Consider the following 25,056-nt stretch of genomic DNA (forward strand, 5'->3'; position numbering starts at 1 on the left):
TCCGGCCACGCGAGCCAACGAGGAGTCACGATCATGCGCAGAACCACACCGGGCCGCATCCTCACCGTCGTCGTGATGGCCAGCGCGGCCGCAGCCACGGCGGCGTGCACGGGATCGACGCCGTCCACGACCCCGACCGCCGCCGTCTCCGCACCGGACGAGAAGGTGACCATCACCTTCTGGCACGGCTGGAGCCAGGACAGCGAGAAGAAGGCGATCGCCGACAACATCGCCGCCTTCAACAAGCTGCACCCGAACATCACCGTCAAGACCGTCCCCAACGTGGCGGACGACAAGATCCTGCAAGGCATCCGGGGTGGCAACGGGCCCGACGTGGTCTCGTCGTTCACCACCGACAACGTCGGGCTCTTCTGCAACGGCGCCATGATCGACCTCGACCCGCTGCTCAAGGCCTCGGGCGTCGACAAGGCGACGACGTTCCTGGCGCCGATGGTCGACTACACGCAGTACAAGGGCAAGCAGTGCACGCTGCCGCTGCTCGGCGACGCGTACGGGCTCTACTACAACAAGGACATGTTCGCCGCCGCCGGCATCAGCCAGCCGCCGAAGACGTGGTCCGAGTTCGTCGCGGACTCGGTCAAGCTCACCAAGCCCTCCGCCAACGGCTACGACCAGCTCGGCTTCATGCCCAACTTCCACGGGTACGAGACCGCCTTCGCCCACTGGGCGTCGCAGTGGAGCCCGCAGTACCTCACCTCGGACGGCAAGTCCAACCTGGCGGCCGACCCCAAGTTCACCGACTTCTTCACCAAGCAGCGGGACCTCGTCGTCCAGCTCGGCGGCTACCCGAAGCTCGAGAAGTTCCGGAGCACCTTCGGTGACGAGTTCTCCGCGGAGAACGCCTTCGAGGCCAAGAAGGTCGCGATGCAGCTCGACGGCGAGTGGCGCACGGTCAACCTCAGGGACGACGGCGTGACGTTCGGCTGGGGCACGGCCCCCTTCCCCGTCCCGGACGACCAGGCCGACCAGTACGGCAAGGGCTACACCGCCGGGACCGTCATCGGCATACCGACGACCTCCCAGCACCAGGCGGCCGCGTGGCAGCTCGTCAAGTTCCTCACGACGGACACCGACGCGCTCGTCACCTTCGCCAACACGATCCACAACGTGCCCTCGACGCACGCCGCGTTCGACTCGCCGAACCTCGACAAGGACCCGGCGTTCGCGACGTTCCTCGACATCGCCAAGCACGCGAACACCAACACGACGCCCGCGAGCCCGAACGGCGGCCAGTACCAGCAGATCATCCAGGACTTCTCGTACAAGACGGAGGCCGGCCTCGTCGCGGACATCACCGCCGGCCTCAAGGACGTCGACGCCAAGATCAACAGGGCCAACCAGCAGGCAGGCGGCTGACCGACCCGATGACGAGCCCCACCGTCCAGCGCCACCAGGCCGCGCGGCCCCTTACGGACCGCGCGGAGCCGACCGACACCCGCCGACCCTCACGGGGCGGCTCCCTGCGGCGCCGCGAGACCCGTGCGGCCGCGCTGCTGCTCGCCCCGTGGGCCATCGGCTTCGGGCTGTTCTTCGTCTACCCGCTGATCTCGACGGGGTGGTTCTCCCTCACCCACTACGACCAGATCAACCCGCCGAGCTGGGTCGGGCTGCGCAACTGGGAGTACGTCTTCCAGCTCGACGACTTCTGGATGTCGCTGCGCAACACGCTGTGGCTGGTCCTCGTCATGGTCACGCTCCGCGTCCTCAGCGGCCTCGGGCTCGGCGTGCTCGTGACGAAGATCCGCCGCGGCGCGGGTCCGCTGCGCACGGTGCTCTACCTGCCCTACCTGGCGCCGCCGGTCGCCGCGACCATCGCCTTCGCGTTCCTGCTCAACCCGGGCACGGGGCCGGTCAACCAGGTCCTGGCCCGCCTCGGGCTGCCCACCCCGGACTGGTTCAACGACCCGGCGTGGTCCAAGCCCGCGCTGACGCTGCTCGCCCTCTGGGGGGTGGGCGACCTCATGGTCATCTTCATGGCGGCCCTGCTCGACGTGCCGACAGAGCAGTACGAGGCTGCGCAGCTCGACGGGTGCGGCCGGTGGCAGTCCTTCCGCTACGTCACGATCCCGCACCTGCGTCCCGTCATCATCTTCTCCGCGATCACCGGCGTCATCGCCACGTTGCAGTACTACACGCAGGCGGTCGTGGTGGCGCAGGTCGCGAGCGGCCGGGCGGACCAGCCGGGCGCACCCTTCGACGCCGGCTACCCACAGGGCTCGACCCTCACGCTGCCGCAGCTGGTCTACTCGCTCGGCTTCCAGCACTTCGACACGGGGTCGGCCTGCGTCGTGTCCCTCGTCCTGTTCGGGCTGGCCATGGCTGTGACCAGCCTGCTGCTGCGCCGGGGATCGGGCTTCGTCGGAGAGGACGACTGATGCGCACCAGGACGCCGAGCCGCTTCCTCGAGTGGGTGGCCGTGCACTCGCTCGGCCTCGCCCTGGGGATCCTGTTCCTGCTTCCCTTCGTCTTCGTGCTGCTGACCTCGGTGATGTCGGACCGTCAAGCGCTCACCTCCGAGCTGTGGCCGCGCGAGTGGCACTGGGACAACTACCTCGATGTGTTCCAGACGCCGGGTTTCCTTGTGTGGTGGCGTAACTCGCTGATGTATGCCGTCCTGGGCACGATCCTGACCGTGCTGTCCAGCGTGCCCATCGCCTACGCACTGGCAAAGCTGCGCTTCCGCGGCCGGAACCTCGTCTTCGTCCTCGTCGTGTCGGCGATGATGCTGCCCCCGCAGGTGGTCATCGTGCCGATGTACCTCGTGTGGGCCAAGCAGTTCCACCTCACCGGCACGCTGTGGCCGATCATCATCCCGCTCGCCTTCGGCGATGCATACTCGATCTTCCTGCTGCGCCAGTTCATGCTCACGCTGCCACGTGACTACCTCGACGCGGCCCGGGTCGACGGGTGCGGCGAGCTGCGCACACTGGCGCTCGTCGTGGTACCGATGATCCGGCCGGCGATCGCCGCCGTCGCGCTGTTCCAGTTCTTCTACTGCTGGAACGACTACTTCGGCCCACAGATCTATGCCAGCGAGAACCCCGACGCCTGGACCCTGTCCTACGGCCTGCAGACCTTCAAGGGAGCCCATCACGTGAACTGGAACCTGACCATGGCGGCCACCCTGCTCGTCATGGCCCCAGTGGTCCTCATCTTCCTGTTCGCCCAGCGAGCCTTCATCCAGGGCGTCACCCTCTCGGGGGTGAAGGGATGAAGATCGCCGTCGTCGGTGGCGGATCCACCTACACCCCGGAGCTCGTCGACGGGCTCGCCCGCCTTCGTGAGCAGCTCCCGGTGGACGAGCTCGCGCTGATGGACCCCGACGCGACCCGGCTGGAGGCGGTGGGCGGTGTCTCGCGCAGGATCCTCACGGCATACGGACACCCCGCGGCGCTCACGACGACGACCGATCTCGCCACGGCGGTCGACGGCGCGGACGCCGTGCTGCTCCAGCTGCGCGTCGGCGGCCAGGCGGCCCGCGAGCGGGACGAGACGTGGCCGCTCGACTGCGGGTGCGTAGGCCAGGAGACGACCGGGGCCGGCGGCCTGGCGAAGGCCATGCGCACCGTGCCGGTGGTGCTTGCCATCGCGGACCTGGTCCGCTCACGCAACCCCGACGCGTGGATCGTGGACTTCACCAACCCGGTCGGCATCGTCACGAGAGCCCTTCTGCAGCAAGGACATCGGGCCATCGGGTTGTGCAACGTGGCGATCGGGCTGCAGCGACACCTCGCCTCGCTGACGGGTGCGACCCCAGCGGACGTCGTGCTCGACCATGTGGGCCTGAACCACCTCACGTGGGTGCGCGGTGTCCGTCTGGGCGGTACTGGCGGGGACGTCCTCCCGCGCATCATCGAGGACCACGCGGCCGACCTGGCCGAGCACCTCGAGCTGCCCGAGCGTCTGCTTCGCGACACGGGGCTGTTGCCGTCCTACTACCTGCGCTACTACTACGCTCATGACGAGGTCGTCGAGGAGCAGCGGCACAGCCCGAGCCGGGCGCGCGTCGTCGCCGACCTGGAGGCGACCCTGCTCGACCTGTACCGGGACCCGGCGGTCACGACCAAGCCGGCGCTGCTCGAGCAGCGGGGAGGTGCCTACTACTCGGAGGCCGCCGTCGATCTCGTTGGCGCGCTGCTCGGGACAGGTGCCACCTCGACTCCGAGCCGGCAGGTCGTCAACGTCCGCAACGGCAGCACCCTGCCGCTGCTGCCGGAGGACGCCGTCATCGAGGTGCCGGCCATCGTGACGGCGCGCGGGGCCGAGCCCGTGCCGCAGGCACCATTGCCGCCGCTCGTCGCCGGTCTCGTCGCGCACGTGCACGCGTACGAGCGGCTCGCCCTCGACGCGGCCCTCCATGGGGGCCGCGCGCGAGTCGTCGAGGCCCTGCTCGCACACCCGCTCGTGGGGCAGCTCTCCGTCGCCGACTGCCTCGCCGACCGCCTCATCGCCGACAACCGCGCACATCTGCCCTGGGCGACGTGATGGACCTCGTGCTCGCCATCGACGGCGGCAACTCCAAGACCGACCTGCTGCTCGTCGACGCGTCGTCCGGTGCAGTGCTGGGCACCGAGCGGGGGCCCGGGTTCCAGCCGCACGTGGTGGGCGCCGATGGTGCGCTGTCGTCCCTTGACCCCGTGGTGCGACGGCTGCTCGGATCCACGGGTCGCGACCGCGCCGACCTACTTGTGGCCGCGCTCGCGAACGCCGATCTGCCGAGCCATGTCGCGGCGTTCACCGAGGCCATCGAGCGGCGCGGCTGGGCCGGCCGCAGTGTGGTCGTCAACGACACGCTCGCAGCACTCCACGCCGGAAGCCCCTCTGGCACAGGCGTGGTCGTCATCTGTGGTGCCGGGATCAACGCCGCGGGCGTCGCCGGCGACGGGCACGAGGTCCGTTTTCCCGCGATGGGACCGTTCACGGGCGACTGGGGCGGCGGGATGGGGCTGGCCCAGGAGGCGCTCTGGTATGCCGTCCGTGCCGAGGACGGTCGGGGCGAACCCACGCGTCTGGCCGGGATGATTGCCACCCACTTTGGGATGCTCGACGCGACGTCCGTCGGAATCGCCCTGAGTGAGAACGTGATTCGAGAGGAGCGGCTTCACGAGCTGGTGCCTGGGCTGCTCCGGGCGGCGACCGAGGGCGACGAGGTGGCGCTGCGCGTCGTGCAGCAGCAGGCCGACGAGATCTGCGCTCTCGCGCGGGTCTGCCTGGAGCGGCTCGACCCCGCACCGGACTCCGCGACCACGGTGGTGCTCGCCGGCGGGGTCCTAGCCGCCCGCGAACCAGTGTTGCTCGATCCCGTGACGCGCGGGCTGGCGGCCCTGGGTCGGCCCACCCAGCCCGTGCTGCTCCTGGCGCCGCCGGTCCTCGGCGCAGCGGTCATCGGCCTGCGTGAGCATGCGGCAGGGGCCAACGGGGGCGGACCGGCCAACGAGCTCGCCGAGGAGCGGCTACGCGCCCGGTTCGCCCCGGTCGCGAGCCCCTGAGCCCTCACTCGACTGAAGGAGCGAACGCGGTGAGGGCCTCGGTGGACGGGATCACGTAGTACGCGCCGGTGAGCGCGCGCGTGTAGAGCGTCAGCGCATCGCGCGTCCCCGTGACGCCGGCCATGCTCTCGAGCATCGCGACCAGGGGGCGCTGCTCGCGGCAGAAGCCGACGAACATCGTCCCGTGCAGCGCCGATGACCCGTAGGCGACGTTGCGCCGCAGGATGTGCCCGAACTCGTCCTGGTCCGTGCGCGCAGCGTGCGACGACGGCGGTCGCGGGTCGAGCTCGACGCTGTCCGGCTTGGTGCGACCGATGACGCGCTCCTGCTCGGCAACGGGCAGCGAGGTCCACAGGGCGCTGTCGTGCTCCCACCGTTGCAGCAGCAGGATCGACGAGCCGGCACCCGGCTCGCCGTCGGGGACGACGGCCACGGGCGCCGCTCCGAAGACGGGCGGGTTCTCGGTGCCGTCGATGAACCCGGTCAGGTCGAAGTGGCCGTGATAGGACCACCCGATGGTCTCGTCGGCGAGAGTGGCCACTGGCGCAAGCATCGAGCGGGCAGCCACCGTCGCGTCGTACACCGAGTCCTGGCCCGCGCCGGCGATCCACAGCACGATGTCGTGCTGGGTGGCCGGCATCGTGAAGCCGTCCGGGCCGACGACGGCGTCCGTGAAGCCAGCCGCCTCGGGAGCCGTGTCGTCCGGGGCGATCGACGACCACAGCTCGGGTCGGAGGCCGGCGACGACGTCGACCCCTCGCAGGGTCGTGAACGCCGCGCACACCTCGGCGAGCGTGACGACCAGCGTGTGGGCGTCGGTGTCGGCGGCGGCGTCGAGCTCGAGGTAGGCGTGCGACGCGGTTCCGAGGGCGAAGATTCCGGGCTGAGGGGTTCCCATCATGGAGTCATGATGGCCGATGCGCTCGGAACGGTACGACCAACCAGAGCACAACGTAGAAGACGAAGGCCACGAGCGAGGCCACGACCCCGGCCGTCCTGCCGAGGGCGAGATCGAAGATGAGGAAGACCACGCCACAGGTCGTCAGCGCCGCGAGCACCAGCCCGGCTCGGGCGACGCGGTTCGCCGTCTCGACCAGCCAGGGACGCTGCCCGCGCCGGAAGAGGATGCGGTGGTAGGCGATCGGTGACATCGTCGCCGCGGTCGCGGCGACGGCTCCGCACAGGACGAGCAGGTATGCCGTCCGCTGCACGCTGTCGAGCGTCGCGAACTTGTCGCTGAAGGGAACCGCGAGCAGGAAGCCGGTCAGGACCTGCACACCGGTCTGGGTCGACCGGAGCTCCTGGACCAGCTCGGTCCAGTTGCGGTTGATCTGCTCGGCCGGGATCGCGTCGTCGCGTTCACCTGAGCCACCGGCCCCGTGGCGATCGTCGGGCTCGTCGGGCTCGTCGGGCTCGTCGGTGGGTGGTTGCGGCTCCGAGGTCTCCACAGGAGTGAACCTACTCGCGCCTCAGCGCGTCAGGGCGGCATTCTCGGCCAGGACCCAGCGGTACTCAGCCGCAACGGCTTCCGCGACCGCGCGGAAGAGCGCAGCCGCCAGCCGCGGATGCTCCTGCTGGAGCCCGTCGAGCGCCTCGTCGCTGAGCGCGACGACCGATACGTCGGTCTCGGCGACGAACCGGGTGGACGCGGTCGAGACGCCGAGCGCCGAGAGCGCACCGACCGCGGAACCCGCAGATCGCGAGGTGACGCGGCTGTCGAGGTCGTATGCCGTGACAGCGCCCGGGCCGGAGTGGTGCTCGATCGCGACCTGCCCCTTGGTGATGAACTCGATCGGGTATGCCACCGACCCGTCGCCGGTGAGGTCATCACCGGCCGCGAAGTCCAGCTGTGCGCCGACGCGCTGCAGCTCGGCGACCTCATCGTCCGTCAAAGCGCGGCAGAGGTCGTTGTCCCCCAAGGGAACTCCCGCCTCGGGCCCAGGCAGTCCAGCCTCGGCGACGAGAACGTCCTCGCACGACTCGATGGCCTCCGTCACCGTGGTGAACGACTGGTCGATGGGGACGTCCACGAGCTTCCGCGGCCCGGCGACGAGGACCGTCACGCCTGCGGCCGCCAGGCGCGTGGCCGTCGCGTCGAGCAGCTGAGCCGCGACCGGGTCGACCTGGTCGACGCGGGCCGTGTCGAGGACGAGCCAGCGTGGCGTCTCCACGGCAACCTGCCGGGCGACGTCCTCGGCCTCCGCGAACGTGAGATCGCCTTGGAGCTCGTAGACCACCATCGCCTCGGGATGCTCTGCGATGACCACGCGTTCGGTGCTGTGGCGACCACGACGGGAGCGGACCTGGCTGCCCGAGAGGCGGCGACGCACCGTGGGCGCGACGGGCGGGCGCGGGCGCATCAGGTGGAGTGCGAAGTGTCGCGCCAGCTCCTCGCAGGCGGCGACGCCTCGGACGCTGTTGCCCCGCGCGTCGAGCCGAGGGCTGTACGTCCCGATGCCGAACGCACCAGGAAGGACGACCGCGATCCCACCGCCGACCCCGCTCTTGGCCGGCATACCGGTGTGGAACATCCACTCGCCCGAGAAGTCGTACATGCCGCAGGTCACCATCACGGACAGCACGTTGGTGACGACCTCGGGGCTGACGACGAGCTCGCCGGTCAACGGGTTCCGGCCGCCCGACGCGAGAGTGCCCGCCATGACGGCCAGGTCATGAGCGGTCACGAGGACCGAGCACTGCCGGAAGTACACCTCGAGGGTGCGCTCGACGTCGGCGTCGAAGGAGCCCATCCCCCGCATGAGGAAGGCGATCGCCCGGTTCCGGTCGCCCGTCGCGATCTCGGAGGCGAGCACCCGCTCGTCGACGGAGAGCGGCCTCCCGGCAAAGGCCGAAAGACCATCGACGACACGCTGCGACTGGGCTGGGACGTCTTCTCCCGCAACGAGACTCGTCGTGAGGATGGCACCCGCGTTGACCATCGGGTTGAGCGGACGCCCGGTGCCCTCCTCGAGCGTCACGGCGTTGAACGGGTCGCCGGTCGGCTCGACCCCGACGTGAGCCAAGAACGTGTCGAGGCCCCGGTCCTGGATCGCGAGTGCCATGACGAAGGGCTTCGACACGGACTGGATGGTGAACGGCTGCTCGGCGTCGCCGGCCTCGTAGAGCGCGCCGTCCAGTGTCGACAGCGCAAGGCCGAAGGCGTCGGGGTCGGCCTGCGCGAGCTCCGGGATGTACGTCGCGACAGCGCCCTCGTCGAGGCCGAGCGCCTCGCGGTGGATGTGGTCGAGGATGTCCTGGACCGGGCTGTCGACCACCGGCACCTCCCCCGCGGAAGCGGATACGCCACGGCATACGGCGTGAAATGCTGACCGTGACCCTGGAACGGATGCTATCGGAGGGGCACGTGGACTTCATCCAGGAACGGCTCATCGACCCGGTCAGCCACTTCCTGTGGAGCTACCTGCTCATCTGGGTGCTCCTCGGCGCCGGCTTCTGGTTCACGTTCAGGACGCGCTTCGTGCAGTTCCGCATGTTCGGGCGGATGGTCTCGCTGCTGCGCGGCTCGCGCGAGGGCGCCGAGGGCGGGGTCTCGTCCTTCCAGGCCTTCTGCATCGGTCTCGCGTCGCGTGTCGGCACCGGCAACATCGCAGGCGTCGCCATCGCCCTGACCCTGGGCGGTCCGGGCGCCATCTTCTGGATGTGGTGCGTCGCGCTGATCGGCATGGCGACGGCGCTCGTCGAGGCCACGCTGGCGCAGCTGTTCAAGGTGCCGAACGAGGACGGCAGCTTCCGCGGAGGCCCGGCGTACTACATCGAGCGCGGCCTGCGGTCGCGCAAGGGCGGCATACTCTTCGCCGTCCTGCTGATCTTCGCGTTCGGCATCGCCTTCGAGATGGTCCAGGCGAACACGATCACCGACGTGATGCGCGACGACCGGTTCGGCGAGGGCACGCTCGCGATCGTTCTCGTGGTCCTCACCGCGCCGGTCCTCTTCGGTGGCGTGCGCCGCATCGCGCGGGTGGCCGAGCTGGTCCTCCCGGTCATGGCCCTGACCTATGTCGGTCTCGCCGTGCTGATCCTCATCCTCAACATCGGCAAGGTGCCCGGCATCATCGGCGACATCTTCACCGCCGCCTTCGGGATCGGTCCGGCAGCAGCAGGTGTGGCGGGCGGGGTCGCTGCGGCGCTGCTCAACGGCGTCAAGCGCGGGCTCTTCTCGAACGAGGCGGGGATGGGCAGCGCCCCGAACGCCGCGGCCACGGCGACCACGGCGCACCCGGTCAACCAGGGCCTCATCCAGAGCCTCGGCGTCTTCGTCGACACGATGGTCATCTGCACCGCGACCGCGATCATGATCCTGCTCGCACCGACCAGCGTCTACGACCCGGGCGTCACGACGTCCGCGCAAGGCGCGTCGCTGACCCAGGCCGCGGTCGCAGCGCACCTCGGTGACTGGAGCGCGTACCTCATGACGATCCTCGTCACGGTCTTCGCGTACTCCTCGGTGCTCGGCAACTACACCTACGCCGAGATCAACATGACCTTCCTCGGCGCCGGGCCGAGAGTGATCAACGCGTTCCGGGTCGTCGTGCTCGCGGCCATCGGCCTCGGAGCCGTGGTCGCGCTCGATGCCGTCTGGGCCATCGCCGACGTCGCCATGGCACTCATGGCGCTGGTCAACCTCGTGGCCATCGTGCTGTTGGGCAAGTGGGCCTTCGGCGCGCTCGCCGACTACGAGGGGGCTCTGCGGGCCGGTCGCGTGCCGCTGTTCCGGGCCAAGGACAACCCGCAGCTCGAGCGTCCCCTCGACACCGAGGTCTGGTAGCCCCCCTGGTCGAGGACGTGGCGGGTGCGCCGGCGCGGGGACCGTGTCGCGCGCCTAGTGGTCGGCGAGGTCAGGGACGGTAACGAAGGTGAAGCCGCGCTCGCGCAGGCCGTCGACGATGCCCGGGACAGCGTCGACGGTCGTCTCCTGCGTGTCGTGCATGAGAACCACCGCCCCGTCCCGTGCGCCCTCAAGGGCGGTCCGGGTCGTCGTCCGGGCGTCGTGGCCCCTCCAGTCCTCGCTATCGACATCCCAGAGCACCTGGGCGAGGCCCCGGTCGGCCAGCAGCCCGGCGACGGTCGGGTTCGTGGCGCCGAAGGGCGGTCGTGCCAGCGTCGGCCGGCTGCCGGTCGCCGCGGCGATCGCGTCGGACGTGCGGTCGATCTCGTCGGCGAGCTCCCCCGGCTCGAGCGCCGTCAGGTCGGGATGCGTGAAGCTGTGGTTGCCGACCACGTGCCCGGCGGCGACCTGTGCGCGCGCGAGGTCGGGGCGTGCTTCGACCTCGCGCCCGACCAGGAAGAAGGTCACCCGGACCCCGCGTGCCGCGAGCACCTCCAGCAGCCGCGCCGTATGCCGCCCGGGCCCGTCGTCGAACGTGAGGGCGACCCGGGGGTGCGTCCGGTCGCTCATCGGTCGCTCATCGGTCGGTCAGGTGCCGTGGTGCGCCAACAGGGCTCAGTCGACGACGATGACGTGGAGGTGGCGCGGGCCGTGCACGCCCTCGACGCGGTTGAGCTCGATGTCGCTCGTCGCGCTCGGCCCGCTGATCCAGGTCTGGGGTCGAACGGGATCGAGCACCGTGACCGCCTCAGGCACGTCGGCGACCACCTGCTCGGCCCGCACGACACATACGTGCCGGTCCGGGACCAGCGACAGGGCACGCCGGCCTTGCCCCGGGCCGTGGTCGAGGACGATGGTGCCGGTCTCCGCGACCGCCACGGCCGCGGTCGTCACGACAGCGTCGATCCGGTCGAGCTCGCTCGCCGAGAGGTCCGTGTCGGCGACCTGGCCCGGCACGGTCCACGGGAACCCCTCGGGCACGACGACGTATGCCGTGTCGCCCAGAGCCGTGGCCAAGGTGGCCTCCACGTCCGCGGAGAGGCAGCGGGACACCTCGGCGCGATAGTCCTCCACCCGCTCCACGAAGAGCCCGACGATGTCGGCGACCCCGACCCTTCCGGGCACGGCCTCCGGTGTCGGCGGTGCGGCCGGGGCCCCGGCGACCGCTGACCGGACCGCCGCGAGCACCGCGTCACGGGCCGACTGTCCTTCGGGGCTGCTCATCGGCCCTCACTCTCGTCGTCTCGGCCACCGGACGTGCGCGCCCACCAGGCGCGGAACGACTCCTTGGCCGGAGCGGGCAGGTCGCGAGTGGCCGTCCACCGCCGTCCCGGTCCGGGGAGCCGGGTGACGACGCCGGAGCCGCGAGCGTCCGTGGTCTTGCGCGAGGTGACGAGCGACGAGCCCAACCCGGAGAGCCGCTCCAGCGGGCGCAGCCGGTTGGACCTCCCGAGGACCCAGGCCGCGCCCTTCATCGCCACCGCCTCCGCCTTCGGAAGCCGACCGCGATGAGAGGAGCGGCCGGGACGGTGGGCGTCGACGACCTGCGCACGAAGGTCGACGAGCACGGACGGGATGTCGATGCGGACCGGGCAGGCCTCGAAGCAGGCGCCGCAGAGGGTCGAGGCGTACGGGAGCGAGTCGACCTGGTCGTCCGAGCCGACACCGCGCAGCAGCGGGTTGAGGATCGCACCGATCGGCCCGGGGTAGACCGAGCCGTAGGCGTGGCCGCCGGTCCGCTCGTAGACGGGACAGACGTTGAGGCACGCCGAGCAGCGGATGCAGCGCAGCGCCTGCCGCCCCATCTCGTCAGCGAGCGCGCGGGTCCGACCGTTGTCCAGGAGCACGACGTGGACCTCCTGCGGGCCGTCGCCTGGAGTGACCCCGGACCAGGTGCTGGTGTAGGGGTTCATCCGCTCGCCCGTCGACGACCTGGGCAGCAGCCGCAGGAAGACGTCGAGGTCGCTCCACGTCGGCACGAGCTTCTCGATGCCGACGACCGAGACGAGCACCTCGGGAAGGGTCAGGCACATCCGCCCATTGCCCTCGGACTCGACGACGACGAGAGTGCCGGAGTCCACGACGGCGAAGTTCGCCCCGGAGACGGCCATCTTGGCGCTCAGGAACTTCTCGCGCAGATGCAGCCGGGCAGCCTCCGCGAGGCGCGCAGGGTCGTCGGTCAGGTCCGCGGGCGCCGGACGTCCAACCGCGCCCATCTCCCGCTGGAAGATCTCGCGGATCTCCTTGCGGTTGCGGTGGATCGCCGGGACGAGAATGTGGGACGGAAGGTCGTGGCCGAGCTGCACGATGAGCTCGGCCAGGTCGGTCTCCCAGGCCGCGATGCCTTCGGCTTCCAGCGCCTCGTTGAGGCCGATCTCCTGGGTGGCCATCGACTTGACCTTGACGACCTCGCGGACCTCGTGCTGCTTGGCCACCGAGGCGACGATCGCGCAGGCCTCGGCCGCGTCCCGCGCCCAGTGCACGACCGCGCCCCTGCTCGTCAGCGACTCCTCGAGCCGCACCAGGTTCTCGTCGAGGTGGCGCAGCGTCCGGTCCTTGATCGCGGCGGCGGCGAGCCGGAGCTCCTCCCACTCGTCCACCTCGGCGACGACCGCGGCGCGCTTGCGGCGGATCGTCCCGGTCGCCATGGCCAGGTTGTCACGAAGCTGCTTGTCTCCCAGGGCCGCTCGCGCCGCCTCGGGGAAGGCGGGCATCCCCACGAAGGTCGCGGTCATGCCGTCACCCCGTCCGTCGCGCCATCCGTCGCGCTATCTGTCGCGCCATCCGTCGCGCTATCCGTCGCGCCACCCGCCGCACCATCGTCCATCGCCAGCACCTCGGCCAGGTGCATCACCCGTACCGGTGATCCCTGGCGCGACAGCAGGCCGCCGATGTGCATCAGGCACGACGAGTCGCTCGCCACGAGGATCGCCGCCCCGGACTCCTCCACGTGCCGCGTCTTGTCGCGGCCCATGGCCACGGAGACGTCGGCGTTCTTGACGGCGAAGGTGCCGCCGAAACCGCAGCACGACTCGGCGTCAGGGAGCTCGACGAGCTCGAGGCCACGGACCGCGCGGAGCAGCCGGGTCGGCCGGTCGCCGACGCCGAGCATGCGCAGGCTGTGGCACGTCGGGTGGTAGGTGACCCGCCCTGGAAAGGTTGCGCCGACATCGGTGACCCCGAGCACGTCGACGAGGAACTCGCTCAGCTCGAGAACCCGAGGCGCCGACTGGGCCACGGCCGCCTGCAGGCCGGCGTCGCCGGACCGGCGGGCGACGATCGCGTGCTGATGGCGCGCCGACCCCGCGCACGAGCCAGACGGGGTCACGACGTAGTCATAACCCTCGAAGGCGGACACGAACGAGCGCACGACGGGGACAGCCTCGTCCAGATAGCCGGTGTTGACCATCGGCTGGCCGCAGCAGGTCTGGGCCTGCGGGAACTCGGCGTCGACGCCGAGTCGGCGCAGCAGCCGGAACACCGCCTTGCCGACATCGGGGAAGAGGGCGTCGTTGATGCAGGTGACCAGGACAGCGACCTTCACGCGAACTCTCCTTGCGGCCCGGTGGGCATCATCATCGAGGCTGGTGCCGGCGCAGCTGGTGCGTGCGGGCGACGAGCTCGCGCATAGCACCGAGGTCGGGTCCGACGACACCGGCCGCGCGTGCTTGCACCAGGACGTTGCCCAGCGCGGTCGCCTCGACCGGACCCGCCACCACCGTACAGCCGGAACGGTCGGCGAGCGCCTGGCACAGCAGTGCGTTCTGCGAGCCCCCACCGACGACATGGATCGTGTCTACACGTCGCCCGGTCAGCCCCGCAGCCGTGTCCACGGCTCGCGCGTAGGCCTCGGCGAGGCTCTCCAGGATGGTCCGCACCACGGCCGGGCGCGACGTCGGCGGAGGGACGTCGTGGTCGATGCACCACGTCGCGATCCGCTCCCCCATGTCGCCCGGCGGCAGGAAGCGCGGGTCCTGCACGTCGACCACAGGCACCGAGGAGGGGGCGACGCTCGCGGCCGCCGCCAGCAGCCCGGTGAGGTCGTTCCCGCCTGCAGGCAGCCCGTCCTCGCGGTCCCAGGCCCGCAGCGTCTCGCTGAGGATCCAGGTGCCCATGACATTCGTGAGGAAACGGGTCCGCCCGTCGACCCCGCCCTCGTTGGTGAAGTTGGCCGCCCGCGCCGCGTCGGTGATGACCGGCTGGTCCGTCTCCACCCCGACCAGGCCCCAGGTCCCCAGCGAGAGGTATGCCGACGCCTCGCCTTCCAGAGGAACGCCGACGACCGCGGAGGCCGTGTCGTGCGAGCCCACGGCGACCACGGAAACTCCAGGCAGACCCGTCTCGCCCGCCACGCCGTCGGTGAGGACGCCGATCGTCGTCCCGGGGTCGACGACGTCGGGCAGCAGCCGCCCCGGCAGGCCGATCCGGTCCGCAAGGTCGCGGTCCCACGCACCGCTCCGCGGGTCGAGCAGGCCGGTCGTCGACGCGTTGGTGCGCTCGGCCGCCATCCGGCCGGTGAGCCACCATGCGACCAGGTCGGGGACGAGCAGCACGTGGTCGGCGAGGGCGACCCACGGGTCGGCGGCGAGCTGGTAGACCGTGTTGAACGGCAGGAACTGCAGGCCGTTTCGGGCGTAGAGCTCCTCCGGCCCGACGAGGGCGTGCACCGCGGACGGGCCCGCGTCGCCGCGGTGTTCGTCGCGGTAGTGGAACGGCAGCCCGAGCAGACGGTCGCCACGGACGAGCCCGTAGTCGACGGCCCACGAGTCGATCCCGATGCTCGCCAGGCCGCCCGAGCCGACCGCCTCGATACCGGCGGCCCGCAGACCACCCAGCGCGCCGGCATACAGCGAGGGGAGGTTCCAGTGGAGGCCGGACGGCAGCCGCAGCGGGCCGTTGGCGAAGCGCGCGGTCTCCCGCAGCTCGAGGCGGTCCGGGCCGACCTCGGCGAGGACGACCCGGCCGCTCGTGGCGCCGAGGTCGATCGCTGCGACACGCGCCGCCAGCGACGTCACGTCGTCACCGGAGGAACGCTGCGGCGACGCCGGAGTCGACGGGGATGTGCAGGCCGGTGGTCTGCGACAGGTCGGGCCCGACGAGCGCGAAGACCGCCGCCGCGCAGTGCTCCGGCAGGACCTCCTTCTTGAGCAGGGTGCGCTGGGCGTAGAACGCGCCGAGGTCCTTCTCGTCGACCCCGTAGACGGCGGCGCGGTTGGCGCCCCAGCCACTGGAGAAGATGCCGGATCCCTGGACGACGCCGTCGGGGTTGATGCCGTTGACCTTGATGCCGTGCTGGCCGAGCTCGGCCGCGAGCAGCCTCACCTGGTGAGCCTGGTCGGCCTTGACCGCGCTGTAGGCGATGTTGTTCGGGCCGGCGAAGATCGAGTTCTTGCTCGAGATGTAGACGATGTCGCCGCCGAGGCCCTGGTCGATGAGGACCTTGGCCGCCGCGCGCGAGACGAGGAACGAGCCCTTGGCCATGACATTGTGCTGCAGGTCCCAGTCGGCGACGCTCGTGTCGAGCAGCGACCGGGACAGCGACAGCCCGGCGTTGTTGACGACCAGGTCGAGGCCACCGAAGGCGAGCACGGCCGCGTCGACGGCGGCCTGCACGGCCGACTCGTCCGAGACGTCCGCCTGCACTCCTATTGCGACGTCGCTGTTGCCGATCTCAGCCGCGGCACTCTCTGCCCTGCTCAGGTCGAGGTCGGCAACCACGACGCAGGCCCCTTCTGCCGCAAGGCGGTTCGCGATCGCCTTGCCGATGCCGGAGGCCGCACCCGTGACGAGCGCGATGCGTGTCGCCAACGGCTTGGGCTTGGGCATCCGCTGCAGCTTGGCCTCCTCGAGCGCCCAGTACTCGATGCGGAACTTCTCCGACTCGTCGATCGGGGCGTAGCTCGACAGGCCCTCCGCGCCGCGCATCACGTTGATCGCGTTGACGTAGAACTCACCCGCGACCCGCGCGGTCTGCTTGTCCTTGCCGAAGGAGAACATGCCCACGCCCGGCACGAGCACGATGAGCGGGTCCGCACCGCGGATCGCCGGGCTGTCCGCCGTCGCGTGACGGTCGTAGTAGCCGCGGTAGTCCTCGCGGTACGGCTCGTGCAGCTCCGTGAGCCGGGCGACCATCTCCTCTGCCGTCGCCGTCGCCGGCAGGTCGAGGACCAGCGGCTTGACCTTGGTCCGCAGGAAGTGGTCCGGGCAGCTCGTGCCGAGGGCCGCGAGCCGCGGGTGCTCGGCGTGGGCCAGGAAGTCGAGCACGACGTCGGAGTCGGTGTAGTGGCCCACCATCGGCCGGTCGGTGCTCGCGATCCCGCGGATCGTCGGCGCGATCGCCGCCGCCTTCGCGTGCCGCTCGCTCTCCGGCAGGGCGGCATACCCGGGCAGCTCCGGGCCGAACGGCTCCGGCCTGCTGTGGTCGTCGATGTATGCCGCCGCGGTCTGGATGATCCACAGCGAGTTCTGCTCGCACTCCTCGCTGGTCGCGCCCCACGCGGTCACCCCGTGACCGCCGAGGATGCAGCCGACGGCCTGCGGGTTGTCCGCCTTGATGGCGGCGATGTCGAGACCGAGCTGGAAGCCCGGGCGGCGCCACGGCACCCACACGACGCGGTCACCGAAGATCCGCTTGGTCAGCTCCTCGCCGTCGGCCGCTGTGGCGATCGCGATCCCCGAGTCGGGGTGGAGGTGGTCGACGTGCGCCGCGTCCACGAGCCCGTGCATCGCCGTGTCGATCGACGGGGCCGCGCCACCCTTGCCGTGCAGGCAGTAGTCGAACGCGGCGACCATCTCGTCCTCACGCTCCACGCCCGGGTAGACGTCCACCAGTGCGCGCATCCGGTCCAGCCGCAGGACCGCGAGGCCCTCCGGCTTCAGGGTGCCCAGGTCGCCCCCAGAGCCCTTGACCCAGACCAGCTCGACGTCCCGGCCGGTCACCGGGTCGGTCTCGACGCCCTTGGCGGACGTGTTGCCGCCCGCATAGTTGGTGTTCTTCGGGTCAGCGCCCAGGCGGTTCGACCGCGAGATGAGCTCTGCGACAACGCTGTTCGGGGACATGCTCTCAGTTCCATCCTGCCTGCGCGCCGCCGACGCGGTCGCGCTCGATCTGCTCTTGGTATCCGCTCGCCAGGTAGGCGCGCATCGGGTCGGCCGGCAGGCCGCGGCCCTCACGCCACTGCGCCAGCGCCGGCCGCACGTCTGTGTAGAAGGCATCCATGAAGATCTCGTTCGCGAGCAGCACGTCTCCCGACTCCCGCGCCGCGTCGAGCGCGACGGTGTCGAGCAGCAGCGCCCGCGCCACCATCTCCTGGACGTTGAGGACCGAGCGGATCTGGCCCGGCACCTTGTTCTCGATGTTGTGGCACTGGTCGAGCATCAGCGCCACGTCCGAGCCAGCGCCGAAACCGCCGCCACGGACCACCTCGACGAGGATCCGGTACAGCTGGAAAGGGTCGGCCGCCCCGACCATGAGGTCGTCGTCGGCGTAGAACCGGCTGTTGAAGTCGAACGAGCCGAGCCGGCCGAGCCGCAGCAGCTGGGCGACGATGAACTCGATGTTCGTGCCCGGGGCGTGGTGACCGGTGTCCAGGCAGACCATCGCGCGCTCGCCGAGCGCGACCACGTGGGCGTACGAGGTGCCCCAGTCCGGGACATCGGTGTGGTAGAAGGCCGGCTCGAAGAACTTGTACTCCAGCACCATCCGCTGGTCCTCGGACAGGTGCGAGTAGATCTCCGCGAGCCCTTCCGCGAGCCAGTCCTGGCGCTGGCGCATGTCGCCCTGGCCGGGATAGTTGGTGCCGTCGGCGAGCCAGATCTTCAGGTCACGAGAGCCGGTCTCGTTCATGATCTCGATGCACTCGACGTTGTGCTCCACCGCCCGCCGCCGCACCGCGGGGTCCGCGTTGGTCAGGCTGCCGAGCTTGTACTCGTCGTCCTGGAACGTGTTGCTGTTGACGGTCCCGAGCTCGACGCCGTGCTCGGCCGCGAACAGGCCGAGCTTGCGGTAGTCGTCGACCTTGTCCCACGGGATGTGGATGGCCACCGTCGGGGCCAGGCCGGTGAACCGGTGCACGGCGGCGGCGTCGGCGATCTTCTCCTCGACGTTGCGGGGCGTGCCCGGTGAGCCGAAGACCTTGAACCGCGTGCCGGAGTTGCCGTAGGCCCAGGAGGGCACCTCGATGGCGAGCTCTCCGAGCCGGTCGGAGATCGATTCGAACGTCGTCATGTCGTCACTTCACATCTGGTCGTGGGTGGTGGGCTGGTCGAGCTGGTCGAGCTGGTCTTCGAGGTGGAAGATCTCCTCGAGCTGGACGAAGCCCTGGTCCGGCGTCGTGTCGTCGAGGTCCACGAAGAACTCGGCCATCTCCGCCTGCCATCGGGCGTTGACATCGGTCTCTGCCATCCCGGCGCGGGCAGCCTCGAGCGATGGCGTCTCGAAGTAGCCGATGAGCAGGCCGTCGGGGCGCAGGAACAGGGAGTAGTTGTGCCAGCCGGTCCGGTGCAGCGCCTCGAGCATCTCGGGCCACACGGCACGGTGCCGGGCCTGGTACTCGTCGAGGCGGTCGGGGCGGACCTGGAGCTGGAAGCAGACGCGGTGCATGAGGGGTTCTCGGGTCGGGCAGCAGCCGGGGCCACGCGTGCCGTGTGGGGATGCCACGTCATGGCCCCGGCTGGTGCGTCAGGTGTCGGTCAGAAGTTGAACTTGTCGATGTTGCCGGAGTTGAACCCGGTCGGGTCACCGAGCAGGACCTCGCCGTTGGCGCCGACCTTGTAGTCGCCGAGACGGCCGGCCTTGAAGGAGTCGCCTTCCTTGCCGGTGATCGTGCCGGCGACGAGCGCAGCCGCGGCCTGCCCGGCCAGGTAGCCCAGGTCGGTCGGGTTCCAGAGGTAGAACTCCTTGACCGTGCCGTTCTTGACATACTCGCGCATCTGGTTCGGCGTGCCCAGCCCGGTCAGCGCGACCTTGCCCTTCTTGTCCGAGGTCGACAGGTAGCGCGCCGCGGCCGCGATGCCGACCGTGGTCGGGCTGATGATGCCCTTGAGGTTCGGGTGGGTCTGCAGCAGCGCCGCGGTCTTGTCGAACGAGGTCTGGTCGTCGTCGTTGCCGTAGACGGTGTCGACCAGCTTGATGTTGGGGTGCTTGGTCAGCTCCTTCTTCATCAGGTCGATCCAGGTGTTCTGGTTCGTCGCGTTGGCCGACGCGGACAGGATCGCGATCTCACCGGAGTCGCCGATCTCCTTGGCGATGCCGTCCACCTGGGCCTTGGCGATGCCGTCGGGCGAGGCCTGGTTGACGTAGAGGTCGCGGTACTGCGGGTCGGTGTCCGAGTCGAACGTGACGACCTTGGTGCCGGCCTGCTTCGCCTGGGTCAGCGCGTCCCCGATGGCCTTGGGGTCGTTCGCCGAGATGACGATCGCGCTGACGTGCTGCTGGGCAGCCGTGTTGATGTACTGCACCTGCGCGTCGGGGCTCGCGGTCTGCGGGCCGACCTGGGAGTAGGTGCCACCGAGAGACTCGACCGCCTCCTTGCCGCCCGCGTCGCTGGCGTCGAAGTAGGGGTTGCCGAGGTTCTTCGGGATGAAGACGACGTTCAGGGCCTTGCCGCCGCCCGTGCTGCCGGAGGTGCCGGCCGAGGTGGCGGGCGTCTCTGCCTTGCCGCAGGCCGTCAGGGCCAGAGCCATCGACAGGGCGGCGGCGCCGAGCACGGCGCTGCGGCGTGTAACGGTGTGCATCTTCAGCGATGTCCTTTCACTGTGAACCGACGCGTTGCAGCGTCTGTCGAGGGCCTTTTGCCCGCTTGCGCCTGGCCGCGACGTCGGAGACCCACGCCAGGACGGTTGTGGAGATGACGGACAGCACGAGAAGCAGTCCGATGATGATGTTGATGACGTTGACCGTGACCCCTTGCAGGCGAAGGGCGCTCGAGATGACCCCGATGAGCAGCACGCCGGCGACGACGCCGGGGAGCTTGCCGCGGCCACCGAAGATCGACACTCCGCCGAGCAGGACCGCGGCGATGACCTGCAGCTCGAGGCCGGTCGCGTTGTCGCCCCGGGCACTTCCGAACCGCAGGGTGAAGTAGATCCCGGCGAGGGCGGACACCACGCCGGTGAGACAGAAGAGGATGAACTTCGTCCGCTTGACGTTGACACCTGCGAACACGGCGGCCTCGCTGCTGAGGCCGGCGTCGTAGATGCCCCGCCCGAATGGGGTGAAGTGGAGCAGCAGCGCGAAGACGATGAGCAGCACCAGGAAGACGAGCATCACGCTGGGTATGCCGCTGCCGCCGAGCACCTGTGACGCGCGCTTGGTCCAGTCCTGCGCGAAGCCGGTGACGGCGCTGGTGCCGAGCAGCCCGACCGCGATGCCGCGGTAGAGCGCGAGGGTGCCGATCGTGACCGCCAGTGACGGCAGGCCGACGTAGGCGACGAGGAAGCCGTTGAACGCGCCGCAGACCAGCCCCACGAGCAGCGCGATGACGAACGAGGGCACGATCCCGACGCCGTTCTCGTGCAGCAGTCCGAGGGTCGCGCTCGAGAGCCCGACGACGCTGGCGACGGACAGGTCGATCTCGCCGGTGATGATCACCAGCGTCATCGGCAGGGCGATGAGCAGGATGGTCGTCGTGTCGAGCAGCAGGTAGGTCAGCGTCAAGGTGTCGCCGAAGTAGGGGATGTTGCTGTACCCCCACATGTAGACGACCACGACCAGGGCGACCATCGCGGCCTCCCGGCTCAGCAGGAGCCGCCGCCACAGCGGCCGGGAGTATGCCGCGTACGTCTTGGTGGTGCTCATGACTCGTCCCTCGCTTCGATGAGTTTGCGCGCCTGGCGGACGGACAGGACGCGGTCGAGGATGATCGCGGCGATGATCAGGGCTCCGACGAGCGCCTGCTGCCAGAAGTCGGAGATCCCGACCATGGGCAGCGCCCGGTTGATGGTCACGAGCAGGACGGCACCGATGGCGGCGCCCCAGACCGTGCCGGAGCCGCCGAAGATGGCTACGCCGCCGATGACTGCTGCGGCGACGGCCTGCAGCTCGATGCCGGTGCCGGCGTCGGAGGAGACCGTGCCGTAGCGCGCCGCGTAGATGACGCCGGCCAGGCCCGCGAGGGCGCCGCTGAGGATGAAAGCGCCGATGACGCGCCGCCGAACGGGCAGACCGTAGAGGACGGCCGCGTCGGGGTCGGACCCGACGGCATACAGCTCGCGACCGGAACGCGCGGTCTGCAGGTAGTAGCCCACGACGACGACGATCACCGCGGCGACGATGAACAGCACGGGGATCGTCAGGACCTGCCGCGTGCCCAGGTCGAGGAAGCTCGCGGGCATCTGTGAGGCGGAGACCAGGCTCGACCCGGCCCACGTGAGCAGGACGCCCCGGAAGATGTACAACGTGCCGAGGGTGATGACGAGGGCGGGCACCTTGCCGTACCCCACGAGCAGGCCGTTGACCAGGCCCAGAACTCCACCGGCCACGACCGCGGCGACGAAGACGGCGATCACCGGAAGGTCCGGATGGTCGATGAACAGCGTGCCGGTCATGTATGCCGTCAGGCCGAGGACGCTGCCCACCGACAGGTCGACGTTGCGGGTGATGATCACGACGGTCTGGCCGACGGCCAGCACCATGAGCATCGCCGGCGTCAGGAGCAGGTCGCGCCAGCCGCTGGGGCTGAAGAGGAACGTCGGGTTCTTGATCGTGGCCGCGGCGATCACGAGCAACAGCACGATGAAGATCGAGAGCTCGCGTGAGCGGAGCACCGTCTTGACGAGCCGCTCGCGGCTGGACATCGTGCTCGGCTCGACGAGCAGGGCGACCTCCTCGCTCGCGTGCGCGGCGCCTTCGGTCTCGGGGGCCGGGGGCTGCGACGCCCGGGTGTGAGGGGTCTGGGTCTCGGGGGTCATGATGCGGCCTCCTGGCTCAGCGTGGCGGTGGCGGCGTGCATGACCCGCTCGGGCGTCGCCTCGTCCCGCGACAGCTCCGCGGTGAGCCGGCCCTCGCACACCACGAGAACGCGGTCGGCCATACCGAGGACCTCCGGCAGCTCCGAGCTGATCATGAGGATCGCCATACCCTGGCCGGCCAGCTCCGACAGGAGCCGATGGACCTCGGCCTTGGTGCCGACGTCGATGCCTCGGGTCGGCTCGTCGATGATGAGCAGGTCAGGCTTGGAGGCCAGCCACTTGGCGATGACCACCTTCTGCTGGTTGCCGCCGCTCATGGTGTTGGCCGCCATGTCCAGGGCGTTGGTCTTGACCTCGAGCCGGGCGGCCCACGGCGCGCTCGCCTTGTTCTCCCGGGCGCGGGTGATGAGGCCTGCCGTGGTCAGGTTCCTGCGGATGACGGAGGCGACGTTGTCGGCGACCGAAGCCTCGGTCACCAGTCCCTGCTTGCGACGGTCCTCGGGGATGAACGCCATCCCGGACCTGATCGCAGCGGTCGGACTCGTCGCCGGGACCTTGGCGCCCAACATCTTGACGCTTCCCGAGTCGTAGCGGTCGACGCCGAAGACTGCTCGCGCGATCTCGCTGCGGCCGGCGCCGACCAGGCCCGCGAGGCCGACGATCTCGCCGCGGCGGACCGTGAACGACACGTCGTGAAACGTTCCGGTGGAGTTGAGGCCCTCGACCTCGAGGACCACGTCGCCGACCTCGGTCTCGACCTTCGGGAACAGGTCGTCGACCTCGCGCCCGACCATGAGGTTGACGATCTCGCCGACCGAGGTCCCGGCGATGGTCCGGGTGTCGATGTACGAGCCGTCACGCATCACCGTCACCGTGTCGCAGAGCGAGAAGACCTCGTCGAACCGGTGCGAGATGAAGACGATGGCGCGGCCCTCGTCGCGCAGCTGGCGGGCGACCGTGAAGAGTCGCTCGACCTCGACTCCGGAGAGTGCGGCGGTCGGCTCGTCCATGATGAGGACCTTGGCGTCGAGCGAGATCGCCTTGGCGATCTCGATGATCTGCTGGTCCGCGATCGACAGGCCCAGCGCCAGGCGACGCGGGTCGATGTGGACGCCGAGTCCCTTGAACAGCCGCTCCGCCTCGGCGTACATCGCCGGCTTGTCGATCCGGCGGCCGCGGCCGAGGATCTGACGGCCCATGAAGATGTTCTCGGTGACCGACAGGTCGGGGAACAGGGTCGGCTCCTGGTAGATCACCGCGACGCCGGCCGCCTTGGACTCGGCGGTCGACCCGAAGTCGACCGGCTCGCCGTCCAGCAGGAACGTGCCGCCATCGCGCCGGTGCACACCGGCCACGATCTTCACCAGGGTCGACTTGCCGGCGCCGTTCTCGCCGACCAGCGCGTGGATCGAGCCGGCGCGGGCCTCGATGCTGCCCGACCTCAGAGCGACGACGGGGCCGAACGACTTCGACACGTCCCGCAGTTCGAGAATCGCGGATGGCCGCGGTTCGTTCATAGTGCACCTTGCCTCGTTGAAAGGTTTCAACCACGGAGAACGTACCGTGGCTCTCCCCCACCGTCAAGAGGTTGCGCCTCTTTCCTCAGAAACCCCCGTATGAGCACGAATCCGTGACCACTTCGATATACAGTGGTCGCGGTCCACGCCCCCTTGAAAAGTTTTAGGAATCCGCATGTCGGTCAGCGTGAAGGACGTCGCCCTGGCAGCAGGCGTGTCCCTGGGCACCGTCTCGAACGTGCTCAACCGGCCCGAGCGCGTCAGCGCCAAGACCCGCCAGCGCGTCGAGCGCGCCATGGCCGAGCTCAACTTCGTCCGCAACGAGAGCGCCCGCCTGCTCCGGGCCGGTCGCAGCAGCACCCTGGCCTACGTCGTCCTCGACGTCACGAACCCCTTCTTCACCGACGTCGCCCGCGGCATCGAGGACGCCGCCTCCGAGGCGGACCTCGTGCTCTACACGTGCAACAGCGACAACAGCCTGGACCGCGAGCGCGTCTACCTCAGCCGCCTCGAGGAGCAGCGGGTGGCCGGTGTGCTCGTGACACCGGTGAACCCCGAGGACGCCACCCTCGTGCAGGTGTCGCAGCGGGGCACACCCGTCGTCGTCGTCGACCGGCGCCGCGAGGACCGGTCGCTGTGCAGCGTCGCCGTCGACGACGTCCTCGGCGGCCGGCTCGCCGTCGAGCACCTCGTCGACCGCGGCCACCAGCGCATCGCCTTCGTCGGTGGTCCCGACACCATCGGCCAGGTGCGCGACCGGCGCGCCGGCGCGACCGCCGCGATCCGCGACGCCGGGCTGCCTGCGGACCACCTCGTGTCGGTCCACACGGACGCCCTGACCGTGGCCGCGGGCCGCCTCGCCGGTGCGCGCATCGCAGGCCTCCCCCGCTCCCGCCGCCCCAGCGCCGCCTTCTGCGCCAACGACCTCGTCGCGCTCGGGCTGCTCCAGCAGTGCGTCGCCCTCGGGATGGACGTCCCCGGCGATCTCGCGATCGTCGGCTACGACGACATCGAGTTCGCAGGCGCGGCCGCGGTGCCGCTGACGTCGGTCCGGCAGCCGCGCCACCTGCTGGGACAGCGGGCCGCCGAGCTCCTGCTCGAGGAGACGAGCGACCCCGACCACCGACACCAGCAGGTCGAGTTCATCCCCGAGATCGTCGCTCGCGCCTCGACGCTGGGCTGAGCGCGTCGCTGCCTGGCCGCTTCGCGGGTTGATGGCTGCCGGTGCCGGTGTGCCGACACGATCGTGCACCAACCCGCGAAGCATGCAGGC

General features: G+C 70.0%; 22 protein-coding genes. 7 read left to right on the top strand and 15 right to left on the bottom strand.

Going from position 1 to position 25,056, the window contains the following annotated elements:
• Positions 1-33: 33 nt before the first annotated feature.
• The 5 genes from ACWEOW_RS21280 to ACWEOW_RS21300 are packed head-to-tail and all read left to right on the top strand — an operon-like array spanning position 34 to position 5,510.
• Positions 34-1,377 (top strand): ABC transporter substrate-binding protein, encoded by a 1,344-nt coding sequence (locus tag ACWEOW_RS21280; protein WP_452271245.1) that lies wholly within the window; start codon positions 34-36, stop codon positions 1,375-1,377.
• Between the two features lie 8 nt (positions 1,378-1,385).
• Entirely contained in the window at positions 1,386-2,396 is a 1,011-nt protein-coding gene (locus ACWEOW_RS21285) for a carbohydrate ABC transporter permease (RefSeq protein ID WP_452271246.1), read from the top strand.
• Positions 2,396-3,235 (top strand): carbohydrate ABC transporter permease, encoded by an 840-nt coding sequence (locus ACWEOW_RS21290; RefSeq protein WP_452271247.1) that lies wholly within the window; start codon positions 2,396-2,398, stop codon positions 3,233-3,235. The genes ACWEOW_RS21285 and ACWEOW_RS21290 overlap by 1 nt, the downstream gene beginning before the upstream one ends.
• The gene (locus ACWEOW_RS21295) at positions 3,232-4,506 is read left to right on the top strand and encodes a 6-phospho-beta-glucosidase (RefSeq protein WP_452271248.1); all 1,275 of its coding nucleotides are present in this window, start codon (positions 3,232-3,234) and stop codon (positions 4,504-4,506) included. The genes ACWEOW_RS21290 and ACWEOW_RS21295 overlap by 4 nt, the downstream gene beginning before the upstream one ends.
• Entirely contained in the window at positions 4,506-5,510 is a 1,005-nt protein-coding gene (locus ACWEOW_RS21300; RefSeq protein WP_452271295.1) for an N-acetylglucosamine kinase, read from the top strand. Before ACWEOW_RS21295 ends, ACWEOW_RS21300 begins: the two co-directional genes overlap by 1 nt.
• 4 nt (positions 5,511-5,514) lie before the next feature.
• On the opposite strand, the gene ACWEOW_RS21305 is transcribed toward ACWEOW_RS21300, so the two are convergent.
• Genes ACWEOW_RS21305 through glsA form a run of 3 tightly spaced genes read right to left on the bottom strand, consistent with a single transcriptional unit; the run spans position 5,515 to position 8,785 of the window.
• Positions 5,515-6,411, bottom strand: coding sequence for a Dyp-type peroxidase (locus tag ACWEOW_RS21305; protein ID WP_452271249.1), 897 nt, complete (start codon positions 6,409-6,411; stop codon positions 5,515-5,517).
• Positions 6,412-6,415: 4 nt separating this feature from the next.
• Entirely contained in the window at positions 6,416-6,958 is a 543-nt protein-coding gene (locus tag ACWEOW_RS21310; RefSeq protein ID WP_452271250.1) for a DUF6328 family protein, read from the bottom strand.
• A gap of 21 nt (positions 6,959-6,979) precedes the next feature.
• Positions 6,980-8,785, bottom strand: a complete 1,806-nt coding sequence (gene glsA, locus ACWEOW_RS21315; protein ID WP_452271251.1) for a glutaminase A — start codon at positions 8,783-8,785, stop codon at positions 6,980-6,982.
• 89 nt (positions 8,786-8,874) lie between these two features.
• On the opposite strand from glsA, the gene ACWEOW_RS21320 reads away from it, so the two are divergent.
• Positions 8,875-10,296: an alanine/glycine:cation symporter family protein gene (locus ACWEOW_RS21320; protein WP_452271252.1), complete on the top strand. Its 1,422-nt coding sequence runs from the start codon at positions 8,875-8,877 to the stop codon at positions 10,294-10,296.
• Positions 10,297-10,350: 54 nt separating this feature from the next.
• On the opposite strand, the gene ACWEOW_RS21325 is transcribed toward ACWEOW_RS21320, so the two are convergent.
• The 12 genes from ACWEOW_RS21325 to ACWEOW_RS21380 form a co-directional block, all read right to left on the bottom strand.
• Positions 10,351-10,926 carry a polysaccharide deacetylase family protein gene (locus ACWEOW_RS21325; RefSeq protein ID WP_452271253.1) on the bottom strand — a complete coding sequence of 192 codons (576 nt, stop codon included), beginning with the start codon at positions 10,924-10,926 and terminating at the stop codon, positions 10,351-10,353.
• Between the two features lie 45 nt (positions 10,927-10,971).
• Positions 10,972-11,580 carry a LutC/YkgG family protein gene (locus ACWEOW_RS21330; RefSeq protein ID WP_452271254.1) on the bottom strand — a complete coding sequence of 203 codons (609 nt, stop codon included), beginning with the start codon at positions 11,578-11,580 and terminating at the stop codon, positions 10,972-10,974.
• Positions 11,577-13,091 carry a lactate utilization protein B gene (locus tag ACWEOW_RS21335; RefSeq protein WP_452271255.1) on the bottom strand — a complete coding sequence of 505 codons (1,515 nt, stop codon included), beginning with the start codon at positions 13,089-13,091 and terminating at the stop codon, positions 11,577-11,579. The genes ACWEOW_RS21330 and ACWEOW_RS21335 overlap by 4 nt, the downstream gene beginning before the upstream one ends.
• Entirely contained in the window at positions 13,088-13,900 is an 813-nt protein-coding gene (locus tag ACWEOW_RS21340; protein WP_452271256.1) for a (Fe-S)-binding protein, read from the bottom strand. The genes ACWEOW_RS21335 and ACWEOW_RS21340 overlap by 4 nt, the downstream gene beginning before the upstream one ends.
• A 31-nt stretch (positions 13,901-13,931) precedes the next feature.
• On the bottom strand, positions 13,932-15,371 hold the full coding sequence (locus ACWEOW_RS21345) for a rhamnulokinase (protein WP_452271257.1): 1,440 nt from the start codon (positions 15,369-15,371) through the stop codon (positions 13,932-13,934).
• Positions 15,372-15,375: 4 nt separating this feature from the next.
• Positions 15,376-17,415, bottom strand: a complete 2,040-nt coding sequence (locus ACWEOW_RS21350) for a bifunctional aldolase/short-chain dehydrogenase (RefSeq protein ID WP_452271258.1) — start codon at positions 17,413-17,415, stop codon at positions 15,376-15,378.
• A gap of 4 nt (positions 17,416-17,419) precedes the next feature.
• Positions 17,420-18,583, bottom strand: coding sequence for an L-rhamnose isomerase (rhaI, locus tag ACWEOW_RS21355; RefSeq protein WP_452271259.1), 1,164 nt, complete (start codon positions 18,581-18,583; stop codon positions 17,420-17,422).
• A gap of 9 nt (positions 18,584-18,592) precedes the next feature.
• Positions 18,593-18,958: an L-rhamnose mutarotase gene (locus ACWEOW_RS21360; protein ID WP_452271260.1), complete on the bottom strand. Its 366-nt coding sequence runs from the start codon at positions 18,956-18,958 to the stop codon at positions 18,593-18,595.
• 89 nt (positions 18,959-19,047) lie between these two features.
• Complete coding sequence (rhaS, locus tag ACWEOW_RS21365) at positions 19,048-20,091, bottom strand: rhamnose ABC transporter substrate-binding protein (protein WP_452271261.1); 1,044 nt, start codon at positions 20,089-20,091, stop codon at positions 19,048-19,050.
• A 16-nt stretch (positions 20,092-20,107) separates the two neighbouring features.
• Positions 20,108-21,154, bottom strand: coding sequence for an ABC transporter permease (locus tag ACWEOW_RS21370; RefSeq protein WP_452271262.1), 1,047 nt, complete (start codon positions 21,152-21,154; stop codon positions 20,108-20,110).
• Positions 21,151-22,152, bottom strand: coding sequence for an ABC transporter permease (locus ACWEOW_RS21375; RefSeq protein WP_452271296.1), 1,002 nt, complete (start codon positions 22,150-22,152; stop codon positions 21,151-21,153). The genes ACWEOW_RS21370 and ACWEOW_RS21375 overlap by 4 nt, the downstream gene beginning before the upstream one ends.
• Positions 22,153-22,262: 110 nt before the next feature.
• Complete coding sequence (locus ACWEOW_RS21380) at positions 22,263-23,783, bottom strand: sugar ABC transporter ATP-binding protein (RefSeq protein ID WP_452271263.1); 1,521 nt, start codon at positions 23,781-23,783, stop codon at positions 22,263-22,265.
• Positions 23,784-23,958: 175 nt separating this feature from the next.
• On the opposite strand from ACWEOW_RS21380, the gene ACWEOW_RS21385 reads away from it, so the two are divergent.
• Positions 23,959-24,966, top strand: a complete 1,008-nt coding sequence (locus ACWEOW_RS21385) for a LacI family DNA-binding transcriptional regulator (RefSeq protein ID WP_452271264.1) — start codon at positions 23,959-23,961, stop codon at positions 24,964-24,966.
• Positions 24,967-25,056: the final 90 nt, after the last annotated feature.

This window comes from Monashia sp. NPDC004114, assembly GCF_053603855.1.